Annotated in this window: 20 protein-coding genes; 12 read left to right on the forward strand and 8 right to left on the reverse strand. The window is 63.3% G+C overall.

Going from position 1 to position 25,019, the window contains the following annotated elements; genetic code table 11:
* Positions 1-5 precede the first annotated feature (5 nt).
* The 4 genes from P8R33_RS03470 (at position 6) to P8R33_RS03485 (ending at position 6,779) form a co-directional block, all read left to right on the forward strand.
* Entirely contained in the window at positions 6-1,400 is a 1,395-nt protein-coding gene (locus tag P8R33_RS03470; RefSeq protein ID WP_278327593.1) for an O-antigen polymerase, read from the forward strand.
* Between the two features lie 107 nt (positions 1,401-1,507).
* On the forward strand, positions 1,508-3,010 hold the full coding sequence (locus P8R33_RS03475; RefSeq protein WP_278327594.1) for a flavin-containing monooxygenase: 1,503 nt from the start codon (positions 1,508-1,510) through the stop codon (positions 3,008-3,010).
* Positions 3,011-3,043: 33 nt separating this feature from the next.
* A complete protein-coding gene (locus P8R33_RS03480; RefSeq protein WP_278327595.1) occupies positions 3,044-3,799 on the forward strand; it encodes a competence/damage-inducible protein A in 756 nt (251 codons plus the stop codon).
* 61 nt (positions 3,800-3,860) lie between these two features.
* Positions 3,861-6,779 (forward strand): DUF2339 domain-containing protein, encoded by a 2,919-nt coding sequence (locus P8R33_RS03485; protein WP_278327596.1) that lies wholly within the window; start codon positions 3,861-3,863, stop codon positions 6,777-6,779.
* Between the two features lie 61 nt (positions 6,780-6,840).
* On the opposite strand, the gene rplA is transcribed toward P8R33_RS03485, so the two are convergent.
* Positions 6,841-7,533 (reverse strand): 50S ribosomal protein L1, encoded by a 693-nt coding sequence (gene rplA, locus P8R33_RS03490; protein WP_278327597.1) that lies wholly within the window; start codon positions 7,531-7,533, stop codon positions 6,841-6,843.
* Between the two features lie 4 nt (positions 7,534-7,537).
* On the reverse strand, positions 7,538-7,969 hold the full coding sequence (rplK, locus tag P8R33_RS03495) for a 50S ribosomal protein L11 (RefSeq protein ID WP_278327598.1): 432 nt from the start codon (positions 7,967-7,969) through the stop codon (positions 7,538-7,540).
* A 546-nt stretch (positions 7,970-8,515) separates the two neighbouring features.
* Between rplK and P8R33_RS03500 the strand changes: the two genes are divergently transcribed.
* Entirely contained in the window at positions 8,516-9,463 is a 948-nt protein-coding gene (locus P8R33_RS03500; protein WP_278327599.1) for a retroviral-like aspartic protease family protein, read from the forward strand.
* A gap of 24 nt (positions 9,464-9,487) precedes the next feature.
* Here the strand turns inward: P8R33_RS03500 and nusG are convergent, their stop codons facing one another.
* Positions 9,488-10,024, reverse strand: coding sequence for a transcription termination/antitermination protein NusG (nusG, locus tag P8R33_RS03505; protein WP_278327600.1), 537 nt, complete (start codon positions 10,022-10,024; stop codon positions 9,488-9,490).
* A gap of 32 nt (positions 10,025-10,056) precedes the next feature.
* The gene (secE, locus tag P8R33_RS03510) at positions 10,057-10,260 is read right to left on the reverse strand and encodes a preprotein translocase subunit SecE (RefSeq protein WP_278327601.1); all 204 of its coding nucleotides are present in this window, start codon (positions 10,258-10,260) and stop codon (positions 10,057-10,059) included.
* A 250-nt stretch (positions 10,261-10,510) separates the two neighbouring features.
* On the opposite strand from secE, the gene P8R33_RS03515 reads away from it, so the two are divergent.
* On the forward strand, positions 10,511-12,034 hold the full coding sequence (locus tag P8R33_RS03515; RefSeq protein ID WP_278327602.1) for an alanine/glycine:cation symporter family protein: 1,524 nt from the start codon (positions 10,511-10,513) through the stop codon (positions 12,032-12,034).
* 80 nt (positions 12,035-12,114) lie between these two features.
* Here P8R33_RS03515 and P8R33_RS03520 read toward each other — a convergent pair whose 3' ends face one another.
* From P8R33_RS03520 to P8R33_RS03530, 3 genes are read right to left on the reverse strand one after another with little or no spacing between them, the layout of a single operon-like run.
* Complete coding sequence (locus tag P8R33_RS03520; protein WP_278327603.1) at positions 12,115-12,270, reverse strand: hypothetical protein; 156 nt, start codon at positions 12,268-12,270, stop codon at positions 12,115-12,117.
* Positions 12,271-12,319: 49 nt separating this feature from the next.
* Positions 12,320-13,492, reverse strand: a complete 1,173-nt coding sequence (locus P8R33_RS03525) for a glycosyltransferase family 87 protein (RefSeq protein ID WP_278327604.1) — start codon at positions 13,490-13,492, stop codon at positions 12,320-12,322.
* Positions 13,493-13,544: 52 nt separating this feature from the next.
* Complete coding sequence (locus tag P8R33_RS03530; RefSeq protein WP_278327605.1) at positions 13,545-15,362, reverse strand: DUF885 domain-containing protein; 1,818 nt, start codon at positions 15,360-15,362, stop codon at positions 13,545-13,547.
* A 181-nt stretch (positions 15,363-15,543) separates the two neighbouring features.
* Here P8R33_RS03530 and P8R33_RS03535 point away from each other — a divergent pair, with 181 nt between their 5' ends.
* Positions 15,544-17,586, forward strand: a complete 2,043-nt coding sequence (locus P8R33_RS03535; protein ID WP_278327606.1) for a S9 family peptidase — start codon at positions 15,544-15,546, stop codon at positions 17,584-17,586.
* 55 nt (positions 17,587-17,641) lie between these two features.
* Here the strand turns inward: P8R33_RS03535 and P8R33_RS03540 are convergent, their stop codons facing one another.
* Positions 17,642-18,535, reverse strand: coding sequence for a MipA/OmpV family protein (locus P8R33_RS03540; RefSeq protein ID WP_278327607.1), 894 nt, complete (start codon positions 18,533-18,535; stop codon positions 17,642-17,644).
* A gap of 127 nt (positions 18,536-18,662) precedes the next feature.
* Here P8R33_RS03540 and crtY point away from each other — a divergent pair, with 127 nt between their 5' ends.
* The 5 genes from crtY to P8R33_RS03565 all read left to right on the forward strand — a co-directional run bounded on the left by crtY (position 18,663) and on the right by P8R33_RS03565 (position 24,914).
* Positions 18,663-19,838 (forward strand): lycopene beta-cyclase CrtY, encoded by a 1,176-nt coding sequence (gene crtY / locus P8R33_RS03545; protein WP_278327608.1) that lies wholly within the window; start codon positions 18,663-18,665, stop codon positions 19,836-19,838.
* Positions 19,835-21,385, forward strand: coding sequence for a phytoene desaturase (locus P8R33_RS03550; RefSeq protein ID WP_278327609.1), 1,551 nt, complete (start codon positions 19,835-19,837; stop codon positions 21,383-21,385). The genes crtY and P8R33_RS03550 overlap by 4 nt, the downstream gene beginning before the upstream one ends.
* Positions 21,382-21,963: an LOG family protein gene (locus P8R33_RS03555; RefSeq protein ID WP_278327610.1), complete on the forward strand. Its 582-nt coding sequence runs from the start codon at positions 21,382-21,384 to the stop codon at positions 21,961-21,963. The genes P8R33_RS03550 and P8R33_RS03555 overlap by 4 nt, the downstream gene beginning before the upstream one ends.
* A gap of 101 nt (positions 21,964-22,064) precedes the next feature.
* The gene (locus P8R33_RS03560; RefSeq protein ID WP_278327929.1) at positions 22,065-22,979 is read left to right on the forward strand and encodes a phytoene/squalene synthase family protein; all 915 of its coding nucleotides are present in this window, start codon (positions 22,065-22,067) and stop codon (positions 22,977-22,979) included.
* 36 nt (positions 22,980-23,015) lie between these two features.
* A complete protein-coding gene (locus P8R33_RS03565) occupies positions 23,016-24,914 on the forward strand; it encodes an acetyl-CoA carboxylase biotin carboxylase subunit (RefSeq protein ID WP_278327611.1) in 1,899 nt (632 codons plus the stop codon).
* The last annotated feature ends 105 nt before the right edge of the window (positions 24,915-25,019 follow it).

Raw genomic sequence — 25,019 nt, forward strand, 5'->3', positions numbered from 1 at the left:
CGGCCGTGTACGACTTCCTGCTCCTCGCCTCCTGCCTCGTCTTTATCGGGACATGCATCGCCTACGCCCGGCACGATGCGGCGAGCCTGTTCCACCCGGCCACAATCTATTTGGCCTTCCACGGCTTCATCTTCGTGATCCGCCCGCTGTTTGCCCGGTTCTACGAATTCGATCTCGTTTACAGGGTTTATGATTTCCTGCCGTCCTTGAGTGACAAGATTACAGTCATCCTCGGCTCGAACCTGGCGATGCTCGTCTTTGTCTTCACCGCTCTGCGTGTGGGAGGACAGCCGGTGGCACGATCGCCCGATGCTCTCGAATTCGACCGCTTGCGGCGCGATTTTACGGGGCCGATACTGCTCACCTGCGTCTTGTTGGCGCCGCTCGCCCTTGCCGCGCAGTTCGCAACGTGGGAGCGGCGGGTCGATCCCTACCTGACAATGGCCCGCGATGCCGGGACGGGTATCATGGTCAATGTCGAGGCCAACGGCTGGTTCATGGAATCAGCCCTGATACTCGCGCCCCTCTCTGTATTCGCCGTCTGGCTGCTGCGCTACCGACCCCTGGGATGGCTCATTTTCGCGATCGCCAGCGTGCTGATGCTCGGCTCGGGAGGGCGCGGCGCATTCGTCTTCGCGGCCACTGCCATCGCGATTATCTTCTTGCTGGAGCGGGGTAGACGCTGGTTCGACCCACGAGTTGCGGGGCTGGGCATTCTCGCAGTGCTTGTCTTCAATGCGGTCGTGATCGATCGCGGCCAGAGTTTGCGCAGCATGCTGGGTTCGGACCTTGATGGCGGCTACACCACCGCCCACGATCTCGACCCGCTCGAGCACATGGATTTCGCCAATCTCGAGTATTTCGAATATATCGTCTACGCGGTCCCGCAACGCACCGGCAGCTGGGATTATTTCGCGCATAATCTGCAGATTTTCACAGAACCCGTTCCGCGATCGCTATGGCCCGACAAGCCGATCGGATCGCCGGTCAAATTTTTCGAGCTCTGGGATTACGGCACGCCGATCGGCATGACGATCTCGCTGCCCGGCGCGGGGTGGATGTCGTTCGGATATGTCGGAATTGCCATCTACGCCGCCCTGTTCGCCTGGCTCTACGGCGCGATCTACGCCCGGCTGCTCGGTCGATCGGCCACGCCGGTTGCGATGCTCGCCTATGCTTTGCTGGCAGCTACGACCATCGTGGTGTTCCGCGACGGCATATTGCTGACCCTGTTGCGCCAGCTACCGTTCTATTTCGGGCCGTTCCTGCTCGTTCTTCTATTTGCCAGAGTCAAAAAACCGAACACCCCGCGGACCATAGCGCCGTATGATTCGGCCGGAGAAACACCGGCCGACCGACGCCGGGCGCTGGCGAGCCAGGGATCGCGCCAGCTACTTTGACCCTGACTGCAGTGCCCGAAGGCGAGCTCCTCACAAAACATTTCATTTAGAGACTGACTGGCGCTTGCCGCTCTCATGGTCTATTCTGTGACCAAGAGGAGAGAAGAATGGCTGACTTGGCGAGCGATTTCGACGTGCTGATCGTCGGCGCGGGCATATCCGGTATCGGAATGGCGGCGCATATGAAGGACAAGGCCCCGACCCATAGTTTCGCCATTGTCGAGCGACGCGACAACATCGGCGGCACATGGGACCTGTTCCGCTATCCAGGCATCCGTTCGGACAGCGACATGCATACGCTGGGGTTCGAATTCGAACCGTGGAAGCATGAAAAGTCCATCGCCGATGCCCCTGCCATCCTCGACTATCTCGAGCGCATCGCCGACGAGCGAGACATCCGGCAGCATATCCGCTTCGGCCACAAGGTCCTTTCCGCCGACTGGCGCGGCAGCGAGGCCCGCTGGCATGTCACGCTCGAAACGAAGGAAGGCGAGCGCAAGCATTTCACCGCGAACTGGCTCTACCTCGGCGCAGGCTATTACGACTACGACGAGCCTTACGACCCGGGATTCGATTTCGGCGAATTCGAAGGCCAGGTCCTGCATCCGCAATTCTGGCCGGAAGACCTCGACTATGCGGGCAAGAACGTCGTCGTAATCGGGTCCGGCGCGACCGCCGTCACCATCGTGCCCTCGATGGCCGACAAGGCGGCCAAGGTCACCATGCTCCAGCGCACGCCGACCTGGATGTTCAGCCGCCCGGCCAAGGATTCGGTCGCGAATTTCCTGCGCAAGATCCTGCCGGAGGAAACGGCCTACAGGATCACCCGGTGGAAGAACATCAAACTGCAGGACTTCGGCTTCAAACGCGCGCGCACCAAGCCCGACAAGATGGCGGAAGGCCTGCACAAGCGCATTCGCAAATCGATGGGCGAGGATTACGACCTCACCGATTTCACTCCGCCCTACAATCCGTGGGAGCAGCGCCTCTGCCTGGTGCCGGACGACGATCTGTTCGAAGCCATGAAAAGCGGCAAGGCCGAGGTGGTGACCGGCCACATCAAGGCATTCGAAAAAGGCGGCGTCCGGCTGACGGACGAAACCTTTCTGCCTGCCGATATCGTCGTAACCGCGACCGGCCTCAAACTGGCGGTGGCCGGCAAGATCGCGCTGTCGAAGGAAGGCGAGCCGATCGATCTGGCAGAGCACTTCTACTACAAGGGCTGCATGTTCTCGAACGTGCCGAACCTCGCGGTCGTGTTCGGCTATCTCAACGCCAGCTGGACGCTGCGCGCGGACATCAATTCGGATTACGTGTGCCGCGTGCTCGAACTGATGAAGGGTATGGATGTCGACATCGCCGTGCCCCGCCTGCCCGAGGATCACGATCTGGAGGAGGACGATATCTTCGATTTCTCGTCCGGCTATATCCAGCGTTCGAAGCACATCATGCCGAAGAATGCCGTCGGATATCCGTGGCGGCTCAACCAGGAATATGTGCTCGATCGCAAGCGCATGGCGAGCGAGCCGGTCGACGATGGCGTGCTCACCTTCTTCCGCGCGACCGAAGAGGTTTCGGATGCGGAGGGAAGCAGGGAAGCTGCGGAGTAGCTTTCCGCGCCGCACCGCATTAGGTCGGAGCGCATGAGCGAACGCATCTATACCGCCGGCCTCGTCGTGATCGGCGACGAGATCCTTTCCGGCCGAACGCATGACAAGAATATCGCGCAGGTCGCCAGCTGGCTTCAGGTGCAGGGCATCCGCCTTGCCGAGGTCCGCGTCGTGCCGGACGTAATCGAGCGGATCGTGGAAGCGGTGAATGCGCTGCGCGAGGCGAACGATTATCTCTTCACCACCGGCGGCATCGGCCCCACGCATGACGACATCACGGTCGATGCCGTGGCTCGGGCTCTTGGCGTCGACGTAATCGTCCACCCGACTGCGCGGGAGATTCTCGAGAAATACTATGCCGACAAGGGCGGAATCACCGATGCGCGGCTGCGCATGGCGCGGGTGCCCGAGGGAGCGGAACTGATCGCCAACCGTATGTCGGGTGCACCGGGGATCAAGATCGGCAACGTGCACCTGATGGCGGGTGTGCCGCATATCACGGCTGGCATGCTCGACGCGCTGACGGGTACGCTGCAGGGCGGTAAACCGCTGATCTCGGAGACGGTCGGCTGCTGGACGCCGGAAAGCGAGGTCGCCGATATCCTCCGGCAGGTCGAACAGAACCATGCCTCGTGCCAAATCGGCAGCTATCCGTTCTTTCGCGAGGGGCGCGTGGGCGCGAATTTCGTGGTCCGCTCGACCGACCGCGGAGAGTTGAAGAGCTGTGTCGACAGCCTGTGCGACGGGCTGGCGAGCGCCGGTTTCGACTTTACCCCCGGCGGAATCTGACAAAGCCTTTGTTAAACCTGCCACGCGCAGTATCCCTGCTCTACGGGAGGTTTGCTAACGCGTGGAATGGCTATTCATCCTGATACTCGGCGGGGTCGCCTATTACCTGACCGAGCGTCTCGGTAAGGCCGAACGCCGCATCGAAGAGCTGAGCGCGCTGCAGGATCGCATGTTCGATTACATGCGCTCGGCCAACGATGACCGGCGGGGCGAGCCTGTCCCCGACGAGTCGACTGTCGAGGCGGTGCCCGAACGCCCGACGAGCGTCCCGAAGATGGTTTTGCACCGGGATCGCCCCAATGAAGTAGAGGAAGCCAGCGTTGCAGCTAAACCGCTGGACGAGCCAGAGCCTGCATCGCAGCCCGTCGATGAACCGTCCTCGAAAGAGCCGTTCTACGCGCGCTTCAGTTTCGACCTCGAAGACGTGTTCGGGCGAAGACTGCCGATCTGGGCGGGCGGCGTTACCCTTGCCGTCGCGGGCGTCTTCCTGGTCCGCTACTCGATCGAGCGCGGGCTGATCACGCCCACGCTTAGGGTCGTCATGGCCTTCCTGTTCGGCGGTGGGCTGATCGCCGGCGCAGAAGCGGCGTACCGCTTCCGCGACAAGGTGGCCGACCCGCGCGTATCGCAGGCGCTGGCAGGCGCAGGTTTCGCGACGCTCTATGCAGGCTTCTACCTTGCGGGCACGCAATACGGACTGATCGGGCAGACACTGGCGTTTCTCGGCCTTGCTGCCGTGACCGCAGGAGCAATCGGCCTGTCCTTCCGCTTCGGCCTGCCGAGTGCCGTCCTCGGCCTGGTCGGCGGCTTCGCGGCCCCTGCGCTGGTCGGTGGCGAGGAGGCGAACCTGCCGCTGCTGGCGCTCTACCTCGGCCTCGTCACCGGCGGACTGGTTTACGCTGGCCGCCAGCAACAGCGTCAATGGCTCGGTATCGCCGCCATCGTCGGCGGGCTCGGCTGGGGCGCCCTGTTGCTGCTGGCCGGCGAGCCGGGCGTGGCGGAAATTCTTGCGCTGGGTCTCTATTTCGTGGTCCTCGGCGCAGTCATGCCCGCGCTCGGCGAGGCTGGGCGGTTCGAGCAGCCCTTGCGGCTCGCCGCGGCGCTCGTCGCCAGCGTGCAATTGGCGCTACTGGTCGATCAGGGCGGCTACGCACCGCTCGCCTGGGGGCTATACCTGCTGCTCGGCGCGACACTGGCCTACTTCGGCTGGAAACGGCCCGAGATGCGCGAGGCCAACGGGATCGCGGCGCTTGTCGGCCTGCTCCTCTATGCGCAATGGCCGGTGCCATTCCCGAGCGATTTTGCGTTCGTCGGCGCTGCATTGGCGCTGGTATTTGCGATCGTGCCGCTCACTTATCTGCGGGACAGTTCGGACCGGATCGGCGACCGCCTGCAGGTCGCGCTGGTGCCGCCAGCGCTTGCCGCAGTTGCCTACGCCACTTTCGGCAAATTCGACGCGGACGAGGCCGAATGGGCACTGTTCCTTGCGACCGCTCTCCTTGCGCTCGTACCTGCGGTAGGTGCCTGGATGCTCCGGCTGCGTGAAGACCGCCGCTGGTTTGCCGGTCTGCTCGGATCGGCCTCCGCGCTAGCGTTCGCGGCTCTGCTGATGGTGACGCCGGGCTGGAGCGCGCCTCTGATGGGTGCGGCCGCGCTAATTCCTGCGTTTATGCTGCTCTACCGGAATGGCGACAGGGCAATCGCGCGGCTTTGCTCGATCGGCTGTGTCGTGACGCTCGGAGCACTGATGGCGACCGGGACCTTTTTCGACGAAGCCGCTTTGCTCGGCGGTGTCGGTTCGACGACGACATGGCGGGCCGTCCTGCGCTGGACCGCCGCAGCCGCTCCCTTTGCAGCACTGGCAGCGCTTACCCGAGAACCGGCGATGCGACACAGCGCCGAGGTGGTCGGTGCCTTTCTCGTATACGGCACGCTGGCGCAGGTCCTGCCCGCCGACGCGCTGGCATGGACCGCAACTGCCTGTACCTTTGCCATCTGGCACTTTGCTAGCGAGCGACAGGCCGCGCAGAGCACCTCTACTTTCGGGGCACTACTGTGGGCGCTGGTCCCCCTACTGGCCTGGCTGGAGGCGGGTGCAGCCTCGCTGGCTGCCGATCCGGTCTACGTGATCGACCTGCCCTCACCCATGTCGGTGTTGCTACGCATCCTTCCACTGGCGGCAGCGCTGGCAATCCTCCCTTCGTTGCGAACCTTCCGCGCTGTCGAGACCCTGCGTCCCGCCTGGCTCGCCGCCCCGGTCCTGCTGATCGCAGCGCATGTCTTGTTCAAGCAGCTGCTGACGATCGAAACCGAGACCAGCTTCGTCGCGCTCGGGCTTGCCGAGCGGACTTTGTGGGAGGTTCTGCTCCTCGGTCTGGCATGGCTCGCCGCCACCGGTTTCGCCAGCATCGCCCCCCGTCGCTGGCTGGGCATTGGGCTCGCCGCCGCAGCACTACTGCATTTCACGATCTATACCGGCCTGCTCCATAACCCTCTCTGGGATCGTCAGGCGCTTGGCCCCATGCCCGTCGCAAACCTTGCGACCGCCGCATACGGCATTGCGATCATTGCGGCGCTATCGCTCAGGCGCTGGCTCACGGAAAGGCTGCGCCCAGCGTTCGATGGCGTCGTGATTGCACTGTCGTCGGTGCTGGTCCTGACCCTGCTCAGGCAGGCATTCGAAGGCTCCATCCCGGCAGGCATCCCGCTATCGCAAACGGAAGACCTGATGCGCAGCTTCGCCGGCATTCTGCTCGCGCTTTTCTACCTGTTCCTCGGCAACCGCCTGGACCAGCGCAGCTGGCGGATCGGCTCGCTGGTGCTGATCCTGATCGCCGTAGCCAAGGTGTTCATCGTCGACGCAGCGGGTCTGGAAGGGCTGCTCCGAATCGCCAGCTTCATGGCGCTGGGTTTCAGCCTGATCGGCATCGGCTGGGTGTATTCCCGACAGTTGCGAAGCACGCCTGCCGGGGACGCCTGATAACAAAAAGGCCGGAAGTTTCCTCCCGGCCTCTCTGAAATTGTTTTGAAGTAGAAGAGGCTTACGCGCCTTCGACCTCGCCGAGGTCGACCTTGAGGCCCGGTCCCATCGAGCTGGTCAGCGTGACCTTGCGCACGAATTTGCCCTTGGCGCCCGACGGCTTCGCCTTGACGATCGCCTGGGTCAGCGCCTCGAAGTTCTTCTTCAGGTCTTCATCCTTGAACGACAGCTTGCCGATGCCGGAGTGGATGATGCCCTGCTTCTCCACGCGGAATTCGACCTGGCCGCCCTTGGCGTCCTTCACGGCCTGCTCCACGTTCGGTGTCACGGTGCCGAGCTTCGGATTCGGCATCAGGCCCTTGGGGCCGAGCACCTTACCGAGACGGCCGACGACGCCCATCATATCCGGCGTCGCGATCACGCGGTCGTAATCGAGATTGCCGTTCTGCATGTCTTCCATGAGATCTTCGGCACCGACCTTGTCTGCACCGGCGGCGAGCGCCTTGTCGGCATTGTCGCCCTTGGCGAACACGGCGACCTTCACGTCCTTGCCGGTACCGCTGGGGAGCGAAACCATGCCGCGGACCATCTGGTCGGCGTGGCGCGGATCGACGCCGAGGTTCATCGCGACTTCGACGGTCTCGTCGAACTTCGCCTTGTGCTCGCGCAGCGTGGCGAGAGCTTCGTCGACGGTATAGAGCTTTTCGCTGTCCAGCTTGGCGACGGTCTGCTGCTTCTTGGTCTGCTTTGCCATGGTCTTAGCCCTCCACCACGTCGAGGCCCATCGAACGCGCGCTGCCTTCGATGATCTTGGTGGCCTGTTCGATGTCGTTCGCGTTCAGGTCCTTCATCTTCTGCTCGGCGATCTCAGCCAGAGCCGAACGCTTGATGGTCCCGGCCGAAACCTTGCCCGGCTCCTTCGAGCCCGACTTGAGCTTGGCGGCCTTCTTGATAAGAAAGCTGGCCGGCGGGCTCTTGGTGACGAAGCTGAACGACCGGTCGGCATAGACCGTGATCGTCGTCGGGATCGGCATGCCCTTTTCCATGCTGTCGGTCGCAGCATTGAAGGCCTTGCAGAATTCCATGATGTTCACGCCGCGCTGGCCCAGTGCGGGGCCGATGGGGGGCGAGGGGTTGGCGATGCCCGCAGGCACCTGCAGCTTGATATAGCCGTCGATCTTCTTGGCCATGAATGGCCTCCTTTCTCACTTTCGCCGCGCCTGTTTCCAGCCGAGGCTCATGGTAAGCGGTCAAGCGGTCCGGCATGCCGAACCTCCCGCGCGGGGTTCCCGAAGCTGACTTGGGAAGGCGCGCACATAGCGATCTGGCGCGCGATTGCAAGCGATTCGCGCTGTTTCCGGCATGTAGGAGCGATGTAGGAGCGGCCTCGTGCGCTTCCCGTGACATGGACCGCATGGACCACAGTCCAAGGCGGAAAAACCAGCCATCTCGCAGACCGATCCAAAAGCCGGTTCGTTTCGTAATGTGAACACGCATGTCATGGTTTGCGGCGTAATGCATCGCGCCGATGTAGGAAAACGTCCGCACGACGAGCCGCGAGCGTCCGTGGACCCGTGTGGGACCGTGGTCGAGAGCTCCTGCACCGCCGCTTCACGATCTGATAGGCTTCACGAATGTCATCTCGCTCCATCAATCCTCTCGCTGCAGCTATGACGCTCGTGCTTGGTGCCCCATTGGCAGCGCAAGACAAGTCGCCCGATGATCAAGCCTCGAGAATGCCCGATCTGCCGCCTGCGCATTTCGACGAGAACCTGGCGATCGGGGGCGAGGAAATCGAGGCGCGCAAGCTGCGCAGTCGCATGACGGTGGAGGTGGAGGTCAACGGCAAAGGCCCATACAAATTCGTCGTCGACAGCGGGGCGGACACTTCAGCCGTAGGCCAGATGCTGGCGGGCAAGCTTGCCCTGCCAGACGGCGCGCCGACAATGCTGCATGGCGTTACCGAGAGCAAGATGGTGGACCGCGCGTGGATCGACGAACTACGGCTCGGCCCGACGGTCACAACCGACCTCGAAGTACCTGTCCTCGACGAGCGCGACATGGGCGGCGATGGCATGATCGGCCTGGACGCGCTGGTGAACCAACGCCTGATGATTGACTTCGAGGAGCGCACGATCCGCGTCGATGACGATCTGGAAAGCGACCTCGAGAATGCCTCCGTCAGGGAGGGGGTCATCGTCGTCACCGGCCGACTTCAGCGCGGCCAGCTGATCCTGACCGAGGTTTCGGCGAACCGCGCCTCGGTCGATGCGGTAGTCGATACTGGATCGGAAGTGACTATCGGGAATCTGGCTCTGCGCGACAAGTTGCTTAGGAAAAGGCGCGGCGGATTCCAGACGATCAAGGTCACCGGCGTCACCGGCAAGACCATTGCAATCGAGTTTGCCATTGTCCGCAATCTGAAACTCGGCCCGATCACGCTTCAGAACGTGCCCATCGCCTTTGCCGATATCCCGCCGTTCGGTGTGTTTGGGCTGGAGGACGAGCCGTCGCTCCTGCTCGGCACCGATTTGATGGAAACCTTCCGCCGCGTCTCGCTCGATTTCCGGGACCGCAAGGTGCGCTTCCAGCTGCGCAAATGCGATAACGCAGCGCTGCGGATGCGTACGAGCCCTAACGCCTCACGCGTCCGCGCTACGCAGGACAGCGCCTGCGCTCGTTGAAGTCCGAGCGCAGTCCCGCTCGGATTACTTGACCAGTTCGACCTGCTCGAATTCCAGTTCCACCGGGGTGGCGCGGCCGAAGATCGAGACCGAAACCTTGACCTTTTGCTTGTCGAAATCGAGTTCCTCGACCAGCCCGTTGAAGCTGGCGAAGGGCCCGTCGAGCACCTTGACGTTGTCGCCGATCTCGTAATCGACCGAGACCTGCTTCTTCGGCGCAGACTTGGCTTCTTCCACACCGCCGAAATAGCGCGCGGCTTCCTTGTCGGATATCGCCTGCGGCTTGTTGTTGGTGCCGAGGAAGCCGGTCACCTTCGGGGTGTTCTTGACGAGGTGGTAGACATCGTCGGTCATGTTGAGCTTGGCCAGCACGTAGCCGGGCATGAACTTGCGTTCGACCTGCACCTTCTTGCCGCGCTTGATCTCGGTGACCGTCTCGGTCGGGACTTCGACCTCTTCCACGCCTTCGGAAAGGCCCAGGCGCTCGGCCTCGGCGATGATCGAATCGCGGACCTTGTTCTCGAAGCCGGAATAGGCGTGGATGATGTACCAGCGTGCCATGTGTCGAAATTATCCTGTCGGAAGAATGCTAATCAGGCGAGCGTCAGCAACCAGCGCACCACGGCGCCGAACAGCGAATCGACGCCAAGGAAGAACAGCGAGAGGATCAGCGTCAGGATGCCGACGAAGATCGCCGTGCGCACGGTTTCCTCGCGCGTCGGCCATACGACCTTCTTGCCTTCGGTCTGCACCTGCCGGAGGAATTCCGCCGGGCTGGTCTTCTGCTTGTCTGCCATCGCTCGCACTCTCGCGTAAAACTCGTCGCGCCTTCCGCCACGTCCCTTTCAGGTAGGGTCTCTCGCCGCCCCGGTTCAAGTCCGGGAGGGGCTTTTCGTGATCCCAATGTCGGAAGACGCAACGGCGTGTAGGCTCTGTGCTGCGAAAAGGCAAGCGGTGGAAGGGCCGCATTCCGGCCTTTTCAAGCGCGCCCTTCGGCCCTAGCCTCCGCGTTTTACCCATCCGGGTCGTATGAGGGGAATTCTTGCAATGGCAACCAGCCAGGCACCAGGTCTGGGCGAGCGGCTGATTCAGCCGGTCACCAACATATCCGATTTCATCTGGGGCGGTACGTGGAACGGGGTGGAAGTCCTGCCCTTCCCGCCCATGACCATCATCCTGCTGGGCATCGGCCTGTGGATCATGGTCGGCCTCAAGTTCTACCCCATCGTCAAGCTGGGCAGCGCCTTCAAGGGACTGTTCGCCGGCCGCAAAAGCCAGGGTGCAGGCGAGATTTCGCCCTTCGCCGCGCTGTCGACGGCATTGTCGGGGCAAGTCGGCACCGGTAATCTCGCGGGCGTGGCCACCGCCATCGCGCTCGGCGGACCGGGGGCAATTTTCTGGATGTGGATCACCGCCCTGTTCGGCATGGCGCTGGCCTTCGCCGAAGGCTCGCTCGCCATCCGCTATCGCGAGACCACCAGCGACGGTGTGAAACGCGGCGGCCCGATGAGCTACATCATGATGGGTCTCGGCCCGAAGTTCACCTGGCTGGCGGTGGTGTTCTGCCTGGGCACGCTGTTCTCGGCGCTCGTCACCGGCAATTCGATCCAGGCCAACGCCGTGGCCGACGGCCTCAACGAGCTGTTCGGGATCGAGGAATGGCTCGGCGGGCTGATCGTCGCGATCCTCGTCTTCATCGTCATCATCGGGGGCATCAAGTCGATCGGTAACGTCGCCGAGAAGGTCGTGCCGTTCATGGCCGCGACCTATATTGTCATGGCGATCGTAGCGCTGATCCTGAACTTCGGCGATCTGCCGGAAACCTTCAGCCTGATCTTTAATGGTGCGTTCAATCCGCAGGCAGCCAGCGGCGGCTTCGTAGGCGCGGCGATCATCCTCGCCATCCGAGCCGGTGTTGCGCGCGGGCTGTTCTCCAACGAGGCGGGCCAGGGCTCGACCGCCATTGCCCATGCCGTAGCGCAGACGGACGATCCCGAATTGCAGGGCCGCATGGCGATGCTCGGGACCTTCATCGACACCATCGTGATCTGCACCATGACCGCACTGGTCATTCTTACCGTACGCGGCGATTTCACCGCTGCGGGCGAGCCGGTGCTGCATGCCTGGCAATCCGACAGGGTCGGGTTCGAGATGACGAGCGGGGCCTTCGCGGCCGCCTTCCCGCTCGAGATCGCGAGCATTCCCATCGGGACGCTGGTAGCATCGATCGCGCTGATCCTGTTCGTCTTCACCACGCTGCTGACGTGGAGCTATTACGGCGAGCGGGCGATCACCTTCCTCTACGACCGCATGAAAGGTTCCACGCGGTCGGGCGAGCGCAAGCTTCACATGGCGTGGCGCGTGCTCTGGTGCGTGGTGATCTGGCTGGGTGCAGCCCAGCCGAGCGAGCTGGTCTGGCGCCTGGGTGACATTTCGAATGCTGCGATGGCTCTGCCCAACTTGCTGGCGCTCGCGCTGCTCTCGGGCGTGGTGTTCAAGCTGGCCAAAGGCGACCGGACGGCGGGTAAGGACCACCACGCCGCGACACCGGAGGAGCCCGAGGAATACTGACGGCTTCCATCCGATAACGGCAAAGAAAAAGGGGCCGGGAGTGGAAGTTACTCCCGGCCCCTTATCCTTTGACTGAACCCTCAGCGCCGACCGAACAGACGGGCAAGGAAGCCCGGCTCTTCGCTCTCCATCGGAAGGATCTTGCCGTAAGTCTGAAAGCGAGCGGAACTGTCGCTGACGGGCTTCGGCTTCACCCACCGATCGGGGCGGCTACTGTGGAAGGACATGCTCGACATGGGCTAACCTCATGAAATGCTTTCCCTCCGTCCTAATGGGTAAGAACACCTACCAGGCGGATCGGGTTCCCGCAGGCTGTGCAGCCCCCCTGCTCCACACCAGCCACAGCAGGACAAGCGCGGCGAACGGCATGAGGTTGATACCGAGCGGCAGGGCGGCCGCGCGCGTCGCATAAGGCGCAAACCACAGCGCGACGAGCGCGAGCTTTTCGTAGGGGCGGAAGCCGTCGCGAAGTCCCCGGTCGACCAGCCACAGCGTCGGAAAGATCAGGAAGGGCAGGTCGTAATTGAACAGATAGGGCGAGGCGAGCGCCGTCGCGGCCAGTGCCGTCGCAGCTATCGCCGATGGATCTCCGCGCAAGCGGCGCACCGCCAGCACCGTCGCAGCCAGCGCGAGCGCGAAGGAAATCCCGCCCGCGATCGCGGCAGCAGTGTCTCCCGCCAGCAGCCGGGTTTGCGAGAAAAAGGTCGCCATCCGCAGAAGGAAGTCGCGATTGATACCTTCCATCAGCGCAGCGCTCGCCTCCCAGCTGGTCGTGTAGGCCAGCAGGGTCCCGGTGCCGAATACGGCCCACGACAGCAGAATGAGCCCGACAGCCGTCGCACCTGCCACGATAAATGCGCTCCACCGACCGCTGGCAGCGAACCAGAACGGCGCGAGGACCGCGAGATGCGGCTTGACGACGAGCGCACCGATCGCCGCTCCGGACCAAGCTGGGCGGTGAGTGAAAGCGTGCGCCGCCACCACCAAGAGCGCGCCGGTCAGCAGGCCGGTCTGGGCGTGACCTGCTGCGATGAGGGCACCGGGATAGATCAGCACCAGCGGCCACAGCCTCGGAAAGGCGCGGATGCCGGCCCAAGCCCAGAGCGCATAAGTGACGGCAACCCATGCAAGCCATGCGACGGGGAACGGCAAGGACCCGAAGGGCGCGACTGCGAAGAGGAACGGCGGCGGATTGACGAAGGCGAACCAGCCCTCGCTCCCGGTGCCGGTCTGTACCTCTTGCTGGACCGCCAGATCGTAGGCCGAGGCCGGATCGCCCTGCACAGCCACATGCCCGGCTCCCCAAAACGCGAGGAAGTCCGTGCCTTCCACGCCCATCGCCTTGACGAAACTGTTCGCGAGCAGCGCTAGCGAGGCGATGCCGAGGAGCAGCGCATAGCCGCGCACGCGCTGGCCGGTCAGCCAGTGCGCGTCACGGAAGAAAGAGCGGGCGTCCATGAAACCGGCTTAATCGGCACGGTTTCATGGCGCCAGATGGCCCTGAGCGCTTTTACCCGCCGCCGTTGGCGATCCAGCGGTCGATCTTGGATTCCAGCACGGGCAGCGGCAGGCCGCCTGTGTTGAGAACCTGCGCATGGAAATCCTTGATGTCGAAGCGGCTGCCGAGCTGCTGCTTGGCGCGATCGCGCAGTTCCTGGATCTTCAGCGCGCCGATCTTGTAGGCCAGCGCCTGGCTGGGAATCGCAATGTAGCGGTCGACCTCGTTCTCGACCTCGGTGCGCGTCATGCCCGAATTGTCGAGCATGAAATCGATCGCCTGATCGCGTGTCCAGCCCTTCGAATGGATGCCGGTGTCGACCACCAGTCGCATGGCGCGCAGCTGCTCGTCCTGCAGCGTGCCGTAACGCGCCCATGGGTCGTCGAAGAGGCCCATGTCGTAGCCAAGCGTCTCCGAGTAAAGCGCCCAGCCCTCGACGAAGGCGGTGGTGCCGCCGAAGCGCATGAAAGCCGGCAGGTCGGTGTTTTCCTGCGCGAGGCTGATCTGGAAGTGATGCCCCGGCGCGCCTTCATGGAGGTAGAGCGTTACGTTGCCGGTCGTGAGGCGGCTCGGCAGGTCGTAGGCGTTGAAGTAGAACGTGCCAGGGCGCGAACCGTCCGGCGCGCCCGACTGGTACGATCCACCCGCCGAATAGCGCTCGATGGACACATCGTAAGGCTCGATCTTCAGTTCCGACTTCGGCAGCAGCGAGAAATAGTCGCCGATCTTCCCGTCGACGATCTCGCCGATACGATAGAAGTCCTGCGTCAGCCATTCGCGGCTTTCCGGCTTGAACTGCTCATCCGTGCGGACGTAATCGAAGAACTCGTTGAGCGTGCCTTCGAAGCCGACTTCGGCCTGCAGCGCTTCGAGCGATCCCTTGATGCGCGCCACCTCGCTCAGGCCGAGGTTGTGGATGTAATCGGCCTCCAATGGCAAGGTCGTCGTCTGCTCGATCAGCTGGGCGTAGAGCGTGTCGCCGCCCTTCATCTGGCTGAGGCCGATGCTGTCGCGGGCCATGGGAAGATATTCGTCGCGCAGGAAATCCCGCATCCGCTCGTGGGCAGCGTTGATCTCGCGCGTTTTCGCCTCGTAAGCCGCCGTCAGGCGCGCCTTGTCCGCTTCTGAAAAACTCTCGGGGAAGTTCTGGACCGGACCCATGAACTGGGATTCGGCCAGCGGGACTGCCAGCAGGGTATCGAGCTGTTCGATCACGCGGCCGATGGTGAGCTTCGTTTCCAGCACGCCGCTTTCCATCCCTTCGCGCGAACGCTCGATCGCGCGGTCGCTGATGGCGATGTAATCGTCGTGGCGGCTGAGATTGTCCTCGTAATTCGCGATCGTCTTGAACTGCGCCGCGCCATTGCCGCTGGCGAAGTTCGGATAGAAGGTATGGAAGCCGCGGAAGTGATTGATCGGCCGCACCTCGGTCAGCGCGCGGATCTCGTCGGACTGGCCGCGCAGAGCCGTTTCCTGCTGATATTTAAAAACATCGTAAGCCAGCTGGTCGGTCGGCGCGAGCGCGCTGCGGTCGATCTGGTCGAGCAGCGCGAGATTGAGCTGCGTGTCGAGCCGCGAGGCGTAGAAACTGGAGTCGGTCAGGTAATCTCCGAGCCTATCGGCATTCGTGTCGTCGCCACGGAACAGCCGGCTGAGGGGCTCCAGCTCCAGGCTGCGCGCATCCGACTCTGCGAAAAGCTCGAACAGCCGATCGCGCTCGGTTTCCTGTTCTGTCGTGGCAGCGGCGTCCTGCGCCAACGCAGCGCCAGGTAGGGCGTAGACGAAAGAGAAGGCGGTAGCGGCTAGGAGGGCCCTGCGGAAACTGGTCATATCGATCCCCTGAAATTCGTGTGTTGTCGGCCTATGACACGGGATAGATCGACTCAAGCGAAGATGCAGACGACCGTCGCCCCATGCTCGACGAACGGCATGGCGCACTCGCGCATCATTTGCCCTTCGCGCGATGGTCGCTATGAAGCGCCCAACCGTTCTTTTCGAGAGAGGAATTTCGATGATCCTTCGCGCCGCGACTACTGCTGCAACCCTTCTGGCCACCGCATCGCTTGCCGCGCAGGCGCAGGCCCGGCCGATGACCCCGGAAGACGTCGCCAAGCTGGAAAGCGTGGGTACGATCGCCGTCTCCCCAGATGGCAGCCGGGTGGCCTACACCACTGCCAGCCTGCCCGACGTGACCGAGGGCGAGGACAATGGCTCGACCAGCCTCCGGCTCAGCATGGCTTACGGCCCGAACAATGCCCGCGAATTCCTGCCCGATGACATCAGCGCCTCGTCTATAGCGTTCTCGCCCGACGGCCGGATGGTCAGCTTCGTCTGGGCCGATGAGGACGAGGACCGCGCGGTCTGGGGCATTCCGGTCGATGGCGGTGCGCAGCGCAAGCTCGCCGCGGTCGATGGTGCGGATGTCCGCGCCTACGCCTGGGCCCCGGATGGCTCGCGCATATGGCTACTGGCCGGTGCCGAAGAAGACACTGCTCGCGAAAAGGAAGCCAAGGCCGGCTTCAACGCCATCGTCTATGAGGAAGAAGCCCGCCTCAACCGCCTGTTCGCCGCAAATATCGGCGGGGAAGTGGACGCCGATCCGCGCGCCGTCACGATTCCCGGTTATGTCAGCGCCTTCCGCGTCGCGCCCGATGGCCGCACCGCGGTGGTCGACAGCGCGCCGACGCCGCAGATCGACGATGCCTATACGTCCAAGCGCGCTCATGTGCTCGATCTGACGAACGGCCGGGTCCTGCGCGTGATCGAAACGCCAGGTAAGCTGGGAGACATCGAGGTGTCGCCCGATGGTCGGCAGCTGTCGATGATCGCTGGCGTCGATATGAATGACCCTGCGGATACGACGCTCCACCTCGTCGATGTTGCCAGCGGTCAGTATCGCGCGCTCAACGCAGGCGCGCCGGAGGCCGCCGTCGATGCGGCATGGCTCGCCGACGGTCGCTTGGCCGCAGTGATCCACAAGGGTGCGGAAAGCGCGCTGCGCATCTACAATGCCGATGGCAGCGTTGCCGAAGAACATGAGGGCGGCGACCTTCTGCTTTCCAGCCTCGAGACCGGCGGCGGCACGATCGCAGTCGAAGCCAGCAGCGCGCGGCACCCGACCGAATTGTTCGTCTGGGAGAGCGGCGCTTTCCAGCGGTGGACGACGCACAACCCCTGGCTCTCGGAAATCGACTTCGGCAACCAGCGGACCATGACCTTCACGGCACGTGACGGTCAGGAGGTCGAAGGCGTATTGATCGAGCCGGTCGGCGGCGTCCCGCGCGGTGGTGCTCCGCTGATCCTCGACGTGCACGGCGGACCGGAAGCCCACGAATCCGATGGCTGGAATACCAGCTACAGCGGTCCGGGCCAGGTTGCTGCCGGACAGGGGTATGCCGTATTCCTGCCGAACTACCGCGGGTCCACCGGTTACGGCACGGCCTTTTCCAAACAGCACACCGGGAATTACACCGATCCCGAATTCACCGATCTCGTCGACGCCAAGCGCGCGCTGGTCGAGGCCGGAATTGCCGATGCCGACCGCGTCGGGGTAACAGGCGGATCCTATGGCGGCTACGCCACGGCATGGTCCTCGACTGCCCTGTCGGACGAATTTGCCGCCGGTGTGATGTTCGTCGGCATTTCCAACCAGATCAGCAAGTTCGGCACCACGGACATACCGTACGAGATGTACAACGTGCATTCCGGCAAGTGGCCGTGGGACGACTGGCAGGGCATGCTTGAAGTCAGCCCGATCTACCATGTCGACAAGGCCAACACGCCCCTGCTGATCCTCCATGGTGAGGAAGACACGCGCGTCTCGCCCAGCCAGAGCTACGAGCTCTATCGTTCGATGAAAGTGCGCAAGCCCGATGTGCCGGTCCGCCTCGTGCTCTATCCGGGAGAGGGCCACGGCAACCAGCAGGCTGCCGCCCGCTATGACTATAATCTGCGGATGATGCGCTGGTTCGATACCTATCTGAAGACCGGCGATCGCGACGCGGAAATGCCAAGTCCGCGGCCAACGCTGGAGATAGCCGAAGACGAAGGCTGAAAACGAGAAAGGGCGGCTCTCGGGCCGCCCTTTCATTTTGTTACGTTGAGAAACCTCAGAACGTGTAGCCGATCCCTGCTGCGACCATGAACTGGTCGGCGCTGCCGCGGATGCTGGTGAAGGGGCTGTCCTTTGCATCGCCGAGCAGCCGCGAGTAGCTCGCCAGACCGATCAGGGCGAGGCCGCCGTCGGTCACATCGCCGTTGAGGTCGAAGGCCAGCAGGACATTGGTGCCGATACTCTCGAAACCGCCCTCCGCCTGGAAGAGGGGCAAGGCATCCGGGTCGGGAACCAGCGTGTTGAGCGGCCCGACCGAATAGTAATAGTCGGCGTAATCGTCGTCGATATTATTGGCGCTGACCGAAAGCGAGGCAGCGATGCCGCGGCTGAGCGGTGTGAAGTAGGTCACGCTCGGGCTGATCGTGCGGCCGCTATGGGCACCGTTGATATCCCACACTGCGTCGAGATTGACGCTCACACTGTCGTACGGGTTGAGCACGCCGGGAAACGACACACCGACGCTCGGGCCGACTTCGATCGCCGTATCCAGCTCGCCATAGCGTGCAACGACCTCGTCCTTGATGTCGTCGACATCGACCCGGTCGCGATTGAGCTTGATCATCGGCCCCGCCGAGAACGACACGCCCTCATCGGGATCGGGGACGAAATCGAGTGCGATACCCGCAGGCCGCGGGTTGATGTCCACTCCGCCCAACGAGCCCTGTACGATCGGCAAGACGAAAGCGGTGTAATCGTCCGAGCCGGAATAGCTCGGCCCGTAAGCCACGCCGACACCGACGCTGACGAAATCGCCATCGAATATGGTTGCCTCGACTGCGTTTTCTTCCGGAGCACTTGCGGCAACGCCCGGCTCCCCCTGGTCCTGAGCGCTGACAACGGATGCGGAAAATGCCGCGCCGAGAGCGGCGGCGATGGCTAGCTTGTTCATGAATACCCTCACTTCGTCTTTCGCCTCAAACGGCTTGGCGCGCATCGCGTTCCAGTGTCGCACAACGAATAGCCGCATTGCCGCCGGAGCGCGAACTGCCTAAGCCCTGCAACCGATGAACGGGCGCATGATCGATATGGCAATCGTGGGCGGAGGGCTCGCCGGCGGGCTGATCGCGCTGGCCGTCCATCGCGCTCACCCGGAAATGCGCCTCGCCCTGTTCGAGAGCGGCGATGTGTTCGGCGGCAATCACCGCTGGAGCTGGTTCGACAGCGATCTCGACGCCGCTGGCAAGGCTTTGCTGGCAAACTGCCGCCAGGTCGAATGGGATCGGGGATACGAGGTCCATTTCCCCGACATCGCCCGAACGCTCACATCGACCTACCATTCCATCGCGAGCAGGGATTTCGATTCCAATTTGCGTCGCGAACTGCCGCAGGAAACTCTGCGGTTGCTGAGCCCGGTCGCAAACATCGCACCTGACGGCGTGACGCTGGAAAGCGGCGAGCATGTTCCGGCGCGCGTCGCGATTGACTGCCGCAATGCCGTGCCCTCCCCGCACCTGCGCGGCGGATGGCAGGTTTTCATGGGTCGCCATATCAAGCTGCCTGCCGCGCATGGAATGCAGCGCCCGATTGTGATGGACGCCCGGGTTCGCCAGCACGGCGCATATCGCTTCGTCTACACCCTCCCGCTGGGCGCGCAGGACCTCTTCGTCGAGGACACCTATTACGCCGACAGCCCGGTGCTGGATCGCAGCGCCCTGTCGCGCAGGATCGACGACTATTGCCGCGAGCAGGATTGGGACGGGGAGATCGTCGGCAGCGAAACCGGTGTCCTGCCGGTCATCACCGGAGGCGATTTCGCCGCCTACCGGCGCGACATCGGCCCTCCCGGCGTGGTTCGCGCAGGCGCGCGCGGCGGTTTCGTCCACCCACTGACCAGCTACACCTTGCCCTTCGCCGTCGACAATGCATTGGCAATCGCACGCGAGGCCACCCTGCCGGGCGAACAACTCGCCGCGCTGATCGACAAACGCGCCCGCGATCACTGGCGCGCGACAAGCTTCTACCGGGCCCTCGGCCGCATGCTGTTCCAGGGTGCGCAGCCGGAGGAACGCTTCCGCATATTCGCGCATTTCTATCGATTGCCGGAGCCACTCGTGGAGCGTTTCTATGCGGGCCACTCCACTCTGGCAGACAAGGCACGCATATTGATCGGCAAGCCGCCGATACCCATACCGGCGGCAATCGGCGCCTTGCTTGGCAAGGGCGCTCCGCTGGTCCAAGAGGGATCCCGATGAACGCCGAAACGAACACCCCGCCCACCGCCACCGGTGAAACCACCGTTGCGGGCGTGCCTGCGACCGGGAAGACGGCCTGCGTCGTCGGTTCCGGCTTCGGCGGGCTTGCCCTTGCCATCCGCCTGCAGTCCGCCGGTATCCAGACGACTGTTATCGAGGGGCGCGATAAACCCGGTGGCCGTGCGTATTACTGGGAAAAGGACGGCTTCACTTTCGATGCCGGCCCGACCGTCATCACCGATCCCGACTGCCTGCGCGAACTATGGACCCTGACCGGGCACGACATGGCGCAAGATGTCGAGATCATGCCGGTTATGCCATTTTATCGCCTGAACTGGCCCGACGGGACCAATTTCGACTATTCCAACGACGAGGAGCAGCTGTTCGCCGAAATCGCGCAGCTCAACCCGTCGGACGTCGCCGGATACCAACGCTTTCTCGATTATTCGGAAGCCGTCTATCAGGAAGGCTACGTCAAGCTGGGGCACAAGCCCTTCCTCGACTTCAAGTCGATGCTCAAGGCTGCCCCTGCCCTTGCGAAGCAGCAGGCCTGGCGCAGCGTCTATTCGATGGTGTCGAGCTATGTCGAGAACGAGAAGCTGCGCGAGGCGCTGAGCTTTCACACGCTGCTGGTCGGCGGCAATCCGATGAAGACCAGCAGCATCTACGCCCTCATCCACAAGCTGGAAAAGGACGGCGGGGTTTGGTGGGCCAAGGGCGGCACCAACCGGCTCGTCGCGGGCATGATCCGCCATTTCGAACGCATCGGCGGCACGATGCGGGTCGGGGATCCCGTGGTGCAGGTGCATACTCTTGGGACGAAGGCGACTGAGGTGGAAACCGCATCCGGCTGGCGCGAGCGCTTCGACGCGGTCGCCAGCAATGCCGATATCGTGCACAGCTATCGCAACCTCCTGTCCGATTCCAAACGCGGAAAATCCTATGCCGGGAAGCTGGCGCGCAAGAAATTCAGTCCCAGCCTGTTCGTGGTGCATTTCGGGATTGAGGGTACCTGGCCGGGCATCCCGCATCACATGATCCTGTTCGGCCCGCGCTACAAAGGCCTGCTGGAGGACATTTACGACCATGGCGTGCTGCCGGAAGATTTCTCGATTTATTTGCACCACCCCAGCGTCAGCGATCCGTCGATGGCGCCCGAGGGCATGAGCACCTTCTACGCGCTGGTCCCGGTCGCCCACATGGGCAAGCTGGCGGTCGACTGGGAGGAGATGGGTCCGATCCTCGAAAAGCGCATTCTCGACGAGATCGAGCGCCGCCTGATCCCCGACATCCATTCGCGCATCAAGACCAAGTTCCACTATGCGCCGAAGGATTTCGCCAGCGATCTCAACGCCCATATGGGCAGCGCCTTCAGCTTGGAACCGGTGCTGACCCAGAGCGCCTTCTTCCGCGGCCATAATCGCGACGACGTGATCGACAATTTCTACCTCGTCGGAGCGGGCACTCATCCGGGCGCAGGCATCCCCGGCGTGGTCGGCAGCGCCAAGGCGACGGCCGGGCTGATGGTCGAGGATCTGGTCGAGTGAACCGCCTCGCTGTCTATTGTGGTTCGGCTTCGCCCGAGGATCCGCGCTATATCCAGCTCGCCTACGATGTCGGCGCAGGGCTGGCGGAGCGCGGCATCGGCGTCGTCTATGGGGGCGGGCGGCTCGGCCTGATGGGCGCGGTCGCGCGCGGCGCGCTGGAGGCGGATGGCGAAGTGATCGGCGTGATCCCGGATGCGCTCGCGAATTCCGAGGTCGCCAACCACGATTGCACCGAACTCTACACCGTGGGCGGCATGCACGAGCGCAAGCAGCGCTTTACCGATCTGTCCGACGGTTTCGTGACCATCCCCGGCGGCGTCGGGACGATGGATGAATTGTGGGAAGCGATGAGCTGGGCCCAGCTCGGCTATCACCAGAAGCCGGTCGGCCTGCTCAACGCCTTCGGCTTCTATGACGACCTTATCGCCTTCAATCGCCGAATGGCCGAGGTCGGCTTCGTGCGCCCGGCCCACCAGAACATCCTGATCGCCGACGACAATCTCGGCGGACTGTTAAAGAAAATGGCAAGCTACGAAGCGCATACGCCGATCTTCCAGATGAAGGCAGACGACCTCTGAGCACGCCCCGCCCACTGACTACCAGCAAAATTCGCGCGACACCGACGCGCGCCGGGGGCGGGCGCGACCGGCGCAATCTCGTCGCGCGCGCCAAGGAAGCGATAGAGGAAGGCTCGCAGAGCTTCGCTGCCGCCAGCAAGCTGTTCGACCGCGACACGCGCGAGCGCAGCTGGCTGCTCTATACCTGGTGCCGCCGCTGCGACGACATTGCCGACAATCAGGACAAAGGCGGCCCTCTGGGCGATCAGGGCGATCTGAAGAGCGCCGAGGACCGCGTGCAGGCGATCCGCGTGCTGACCAAGCGCGCGCTGGACGAGCAGCCGACTGCCGACTTCGCTTTCGATTCCTTCGGCATGGTGGCCGACGAGACCGGCCTCACCTGGGACATGGCCAACGACATGATCGGCGGCTTCGCACTCGATGCCACGCGCTGGCAGCCGGCGACCGAGGCGGACATGATGCGCTATTGCTATCATGTCGCCGGATCGGTCGGGATCATGATGGCGGTGGTCATGGGCGTCAGCAAGGACGACGGCGAAACTCTGGACCGCGCCTGCGACCTCGGCCTTGCTTTCCAGATCGCCAATATAGCGCGCGACATCGTCGAGGACGCCGATGCCGGGCGTTGTTATCTGCCCAAGACCTGGCTCGACGAGATGGGCTGGGAAGCGGGCGAGCATGCCCTGCCGGAAAACCGCTTCCGCCTCGCCAGCCTGATGCCGCGCCTGATCGCGCTGATGGAAAAGCACGAAGAGGCGTCCAAGCTCGGCGCGAAGAAACTGCGCTTCCGGCAGCGCTGGGCGGTGCTGGCAGCGGCCAATATCTACGGCGCGATCGGCCGCAAGGTGCTGAGCCGCGGGCAGCTGGCTTGGGACGGGCGCACGCGCGTGAGCGGGCTCGAGAAAAGCTGGCACGTCACGAGCGCCTTCTTCGAGGCCTTGTGGAACCGCCCGGCCCAGCCGCGCGAACCGATCCTGTGGAGCCGCCACGATTTCCGCCCCGTCGCTGGGTGGTAGCTTGAACGGGCGCGACGCTACGGCTAGCGCACGTCCATGATTTCAAAGCTCCTCATCGCCAATCGCGGCGAGATCGCCTGCCGCATCATCCGCACTGCGCGCGCCATGGGGATCGCCACGGTGGCGGTCTATTCGGATGCCGATGCCAAGGCGCTGCATGTGCGTACAGCAGACGAGGCGGTGCAAATCGGCCCCTCGCCCGCGGCCGAGAGCTATCTCGTCGGCGAAAAGATCATTGCCGCTGCGAAGCAGACCGGGGCGGATGCGATCCATCCGGGATACGGCTTCCTGTCGGAGAATGCGGACTTCGCACAGGCGGTGATGGATGCCGGGCTGATCTGGGTCGGCGCGCCGCCGTCCTCGATCCGGGCCATGGGCCTGAAGGATGCCGCCAAAAAGCTGATGCGCGAGGCGGGCGTGCCCGTTACTCCCGGCTATGACGGCGACGACCAGTCGGCAGAGCGCCTGCAGCAGGAAGCCGACGCGATCGGCTATCCGGTGCTGATCAAGGCGGTCGCGGGCGGCGGTGGTAAGGGCATGCGCAAGGTCGATGCAGCTGGAGACTTCCTCTCCTCGCTTGAATCCTGCCGGCGCGAGGCCAAGGCGAGCTTCGGCAATGACGACGTGATCCTAGAAAAATGGATCACCTCACCCCGCCATATCGAAGTGCAGGTGTTCGGCGACAGCCACGGCAATGTTGTCCACCTGTTCGAACGCGACTGCTCGCTCCAGCGCCGCCACCAGAAGGTGATCGAGGAAGCCCCCGCCCCGGGCATGGACGAGGCGACGCGCGAGGACATCTGCGCCGCCGCCGTGCGCGCCGCCAAGGCGGTCGATTACGAGGGCGCAGGCACGATCGAATTCATCGCCGACGCCAGCGAAGGCCTGCGCGCCGATCGCATCTTCTTCATGGAGATGAACACGCGGCTTCAGGTCGAGCACCCGGTGACCGAGGAGATCACCGGGGTCGATCTGGTCGAATGGCAGCTGCGCGTGGCAAACGGCGAGGCCATTCCGCTGAAGCAAGAGGAGTTAGGCATTAACGGCTGGGCGATGGAAGCGCGGCTCTATGCCGAGGATCCAACTTCAGGTTTTCTTCCCAGCATAGGACGCTTGGAACGCCTCGATCTCATGGACCACTCAGGCCGCAGCGACACTGGGGTGGTCCAAGGCAGCGAGGTTACTCCCTTCTACGATCCCATGATCGCGAAGATGATCGTGCACGAACCTAATCGATCGGATGCGATTGCTGGGCTCATCGACAAGCTGGAAACTGCCGTCGTTTGGCCGGTAAAAACGAACAAGGGCTTTCTGGTCAGGTTGCTCAACGATAAGGACGTACAGGACGCCGATCTCGACACCGGCTTGATTGCTCGAAAGTTTGACCAGCTAACAAAACGTCCAGTACCGTCCGACCGCGTCTTGAGTGATGCGGCAGCGTGGCTACTGCGCGAAAGCAGCGACTTCGATAGCGTCGTGACTGGCATTGGCGCCTTCCGCCTTAATGCGGCCCCGCCAAAAAGCATGCGGCTCACAGTTGACGGCGAGGAGCGCGAATTCGAATTTTCACCCACGCCTGAGGGTCAATATTTTGAACATGGGTTTGCTCCCATAGAGCAACCAGCCCATCAGTTCGTTCAGATTGAAGGCGACGTCATCGCAATTTCCCTTCCTCGAAACGACGCAGGCGGTGCCGCCTCCGCCGCCGATGGCGCGATCCTCGCCCCCATGCCGGGCAAGGTCATCGCGGTCGATGTGGCCGAGGGAGATGCGGTCACGGCGGGCCAGCGGCTTATGGTGCTCGAGGCGATGAAGATGGAGCACGCGCTCACCGCGCCGTTCGACGGGACCGTCACCGAACTTAACTCCAGCGAGGGTGGGCAGGTGCAGGTTGAGGCGGTGCTGTGCGTGGTGGAGCCTGTCGAAGAGGGCTGAATCCCTCTCCCATTCAGGGGAGAGGCAGCGAGACTTGGCGGCTTGCCGCCTAGTCGCAGCGGAGAGGGGTCTGCGGCGGGCATTGCGCGTCACGCCCCCACCCCC

This window comes from Qipengyuania flavescens, from assembly GCF_029688735.1.
In the GTDB taxonomy this organism is placed as follows: Bacteria; Pseudomonadota; Alphaproteobacteria; order Sphingomonadales; family Sphingomonadaceae; genus Qipengyuania.

Bases quoted from the DNA above. Each gene is read 5' to 3' on its own strand.
- P8R33_RS03475 (WP_278327594.1), top strand. From the start codon at position 1,508: ATGGCTGACTTGGCGAGCGATTTCGACGTGCTGATCGTCGGCGCGGGC.
- P8R33_RS03480 (WP_278327595.1), top strand. From the start codon at position 3,044: ATGAGCGAACGCATCTATACCGCCGGCCTCGTCGTGATCGGCGACGAG.
- rplA (WP_278327597.1), bottom strand. From the start codon at position 7,533: ATGGCAAAGCAGACCAAGAAGCAGCAGACCGTCGCCAAGCTGGACAGC.
- rplK (WP_278327598.1), bottom strand. From the start codon at position 7,969: ATGGCCAAGAAGATCGACGGCTATATCAAGCTGCAGGTGCCTGCGGGC.
- P8R33_RS03500 (WP_278327599.1), top strand. From the start codon at position 8,516: ATGCCCGATCTGCCGCCTGCGCATTTCGACGAGAACCTGGCGATCGGG.
- nusG (WP_278327600.1), bottom strand. From the start codon at position 10,024: ATGGCACGCTGGTACATCATCCACGCCTATTCCGGCTTCGAGAACAAG.
- secE (WP_278327601.1), bottom strand. From the start codon at position 10,260: ATGGCAGACAAGCAGAAGACCAGCCCGGCGGAATTCCTCCGGCAGGTG.
- P8R33_RS03515 (WP_278327602.1), top strand. From the start codon at position 10,511: ATGGCAACCAGCCAGGCACCAGGTCTGGGCGAGCGGCTGATTCAGCCG.
- P8R33_RS03520 (WP_278327603.1), bottom strand. From the start codon at position 12,270: ATGTCGAGCATGTCCTTCCACAGTAGCCGCCCCGATCGGTGGGTGAAG.
- P8R33_RS03525 (WP_278327604.1), bottom strand. From the start codon at position 13,492: ATGGACGCCCGCTCTTTCTTCCGTGACGCGCACTGGCTGACCGGCCAG.
- P8R33_RS03530 (WP_278327605.1), bottom strand. From the start codon at position 15,362: ATGACCAGTTTCCGCAGGGCCCTCCTAGCCGCTACCGCCTTCTCTTTC.
- P8R33_RS03535 (WP_278327606.1), top strand. From the start codon at position 15,544: ATGATCCTTCGCGCCGCGACTACTGCTGCAACCCTTCTGGCCACCGCA.
- P8R33_RS03540 (WP_278327607.1), bottom strand. From the start codon at position 18,535: ATGAACAAGCTAGCCATCGCCGCCGCTCTCGGCGCGGCATTTTCCGCA.
- crtY (WP_278327608.1), top strand. From the start codon at position 18,663: ATGATCGATATGGCAATCGTGGGCGGAGGGCTCGCCGGCGGGCTGATC.
- P8R33_RS03550 (WP_278327609.1), top strand. From the start codon at position 19,835: ATGAACGCCGAAACGAACACCCCGCCCACCGCCACCGGTGAAACCACC.
- P8R33_RS03565 (WP_278327611.1), top strand. From the start codon at position 23,016: ATGATTTCAAAGCTCCTCATCGCCAATCGCGGCGAGATCGCCTGCCGC.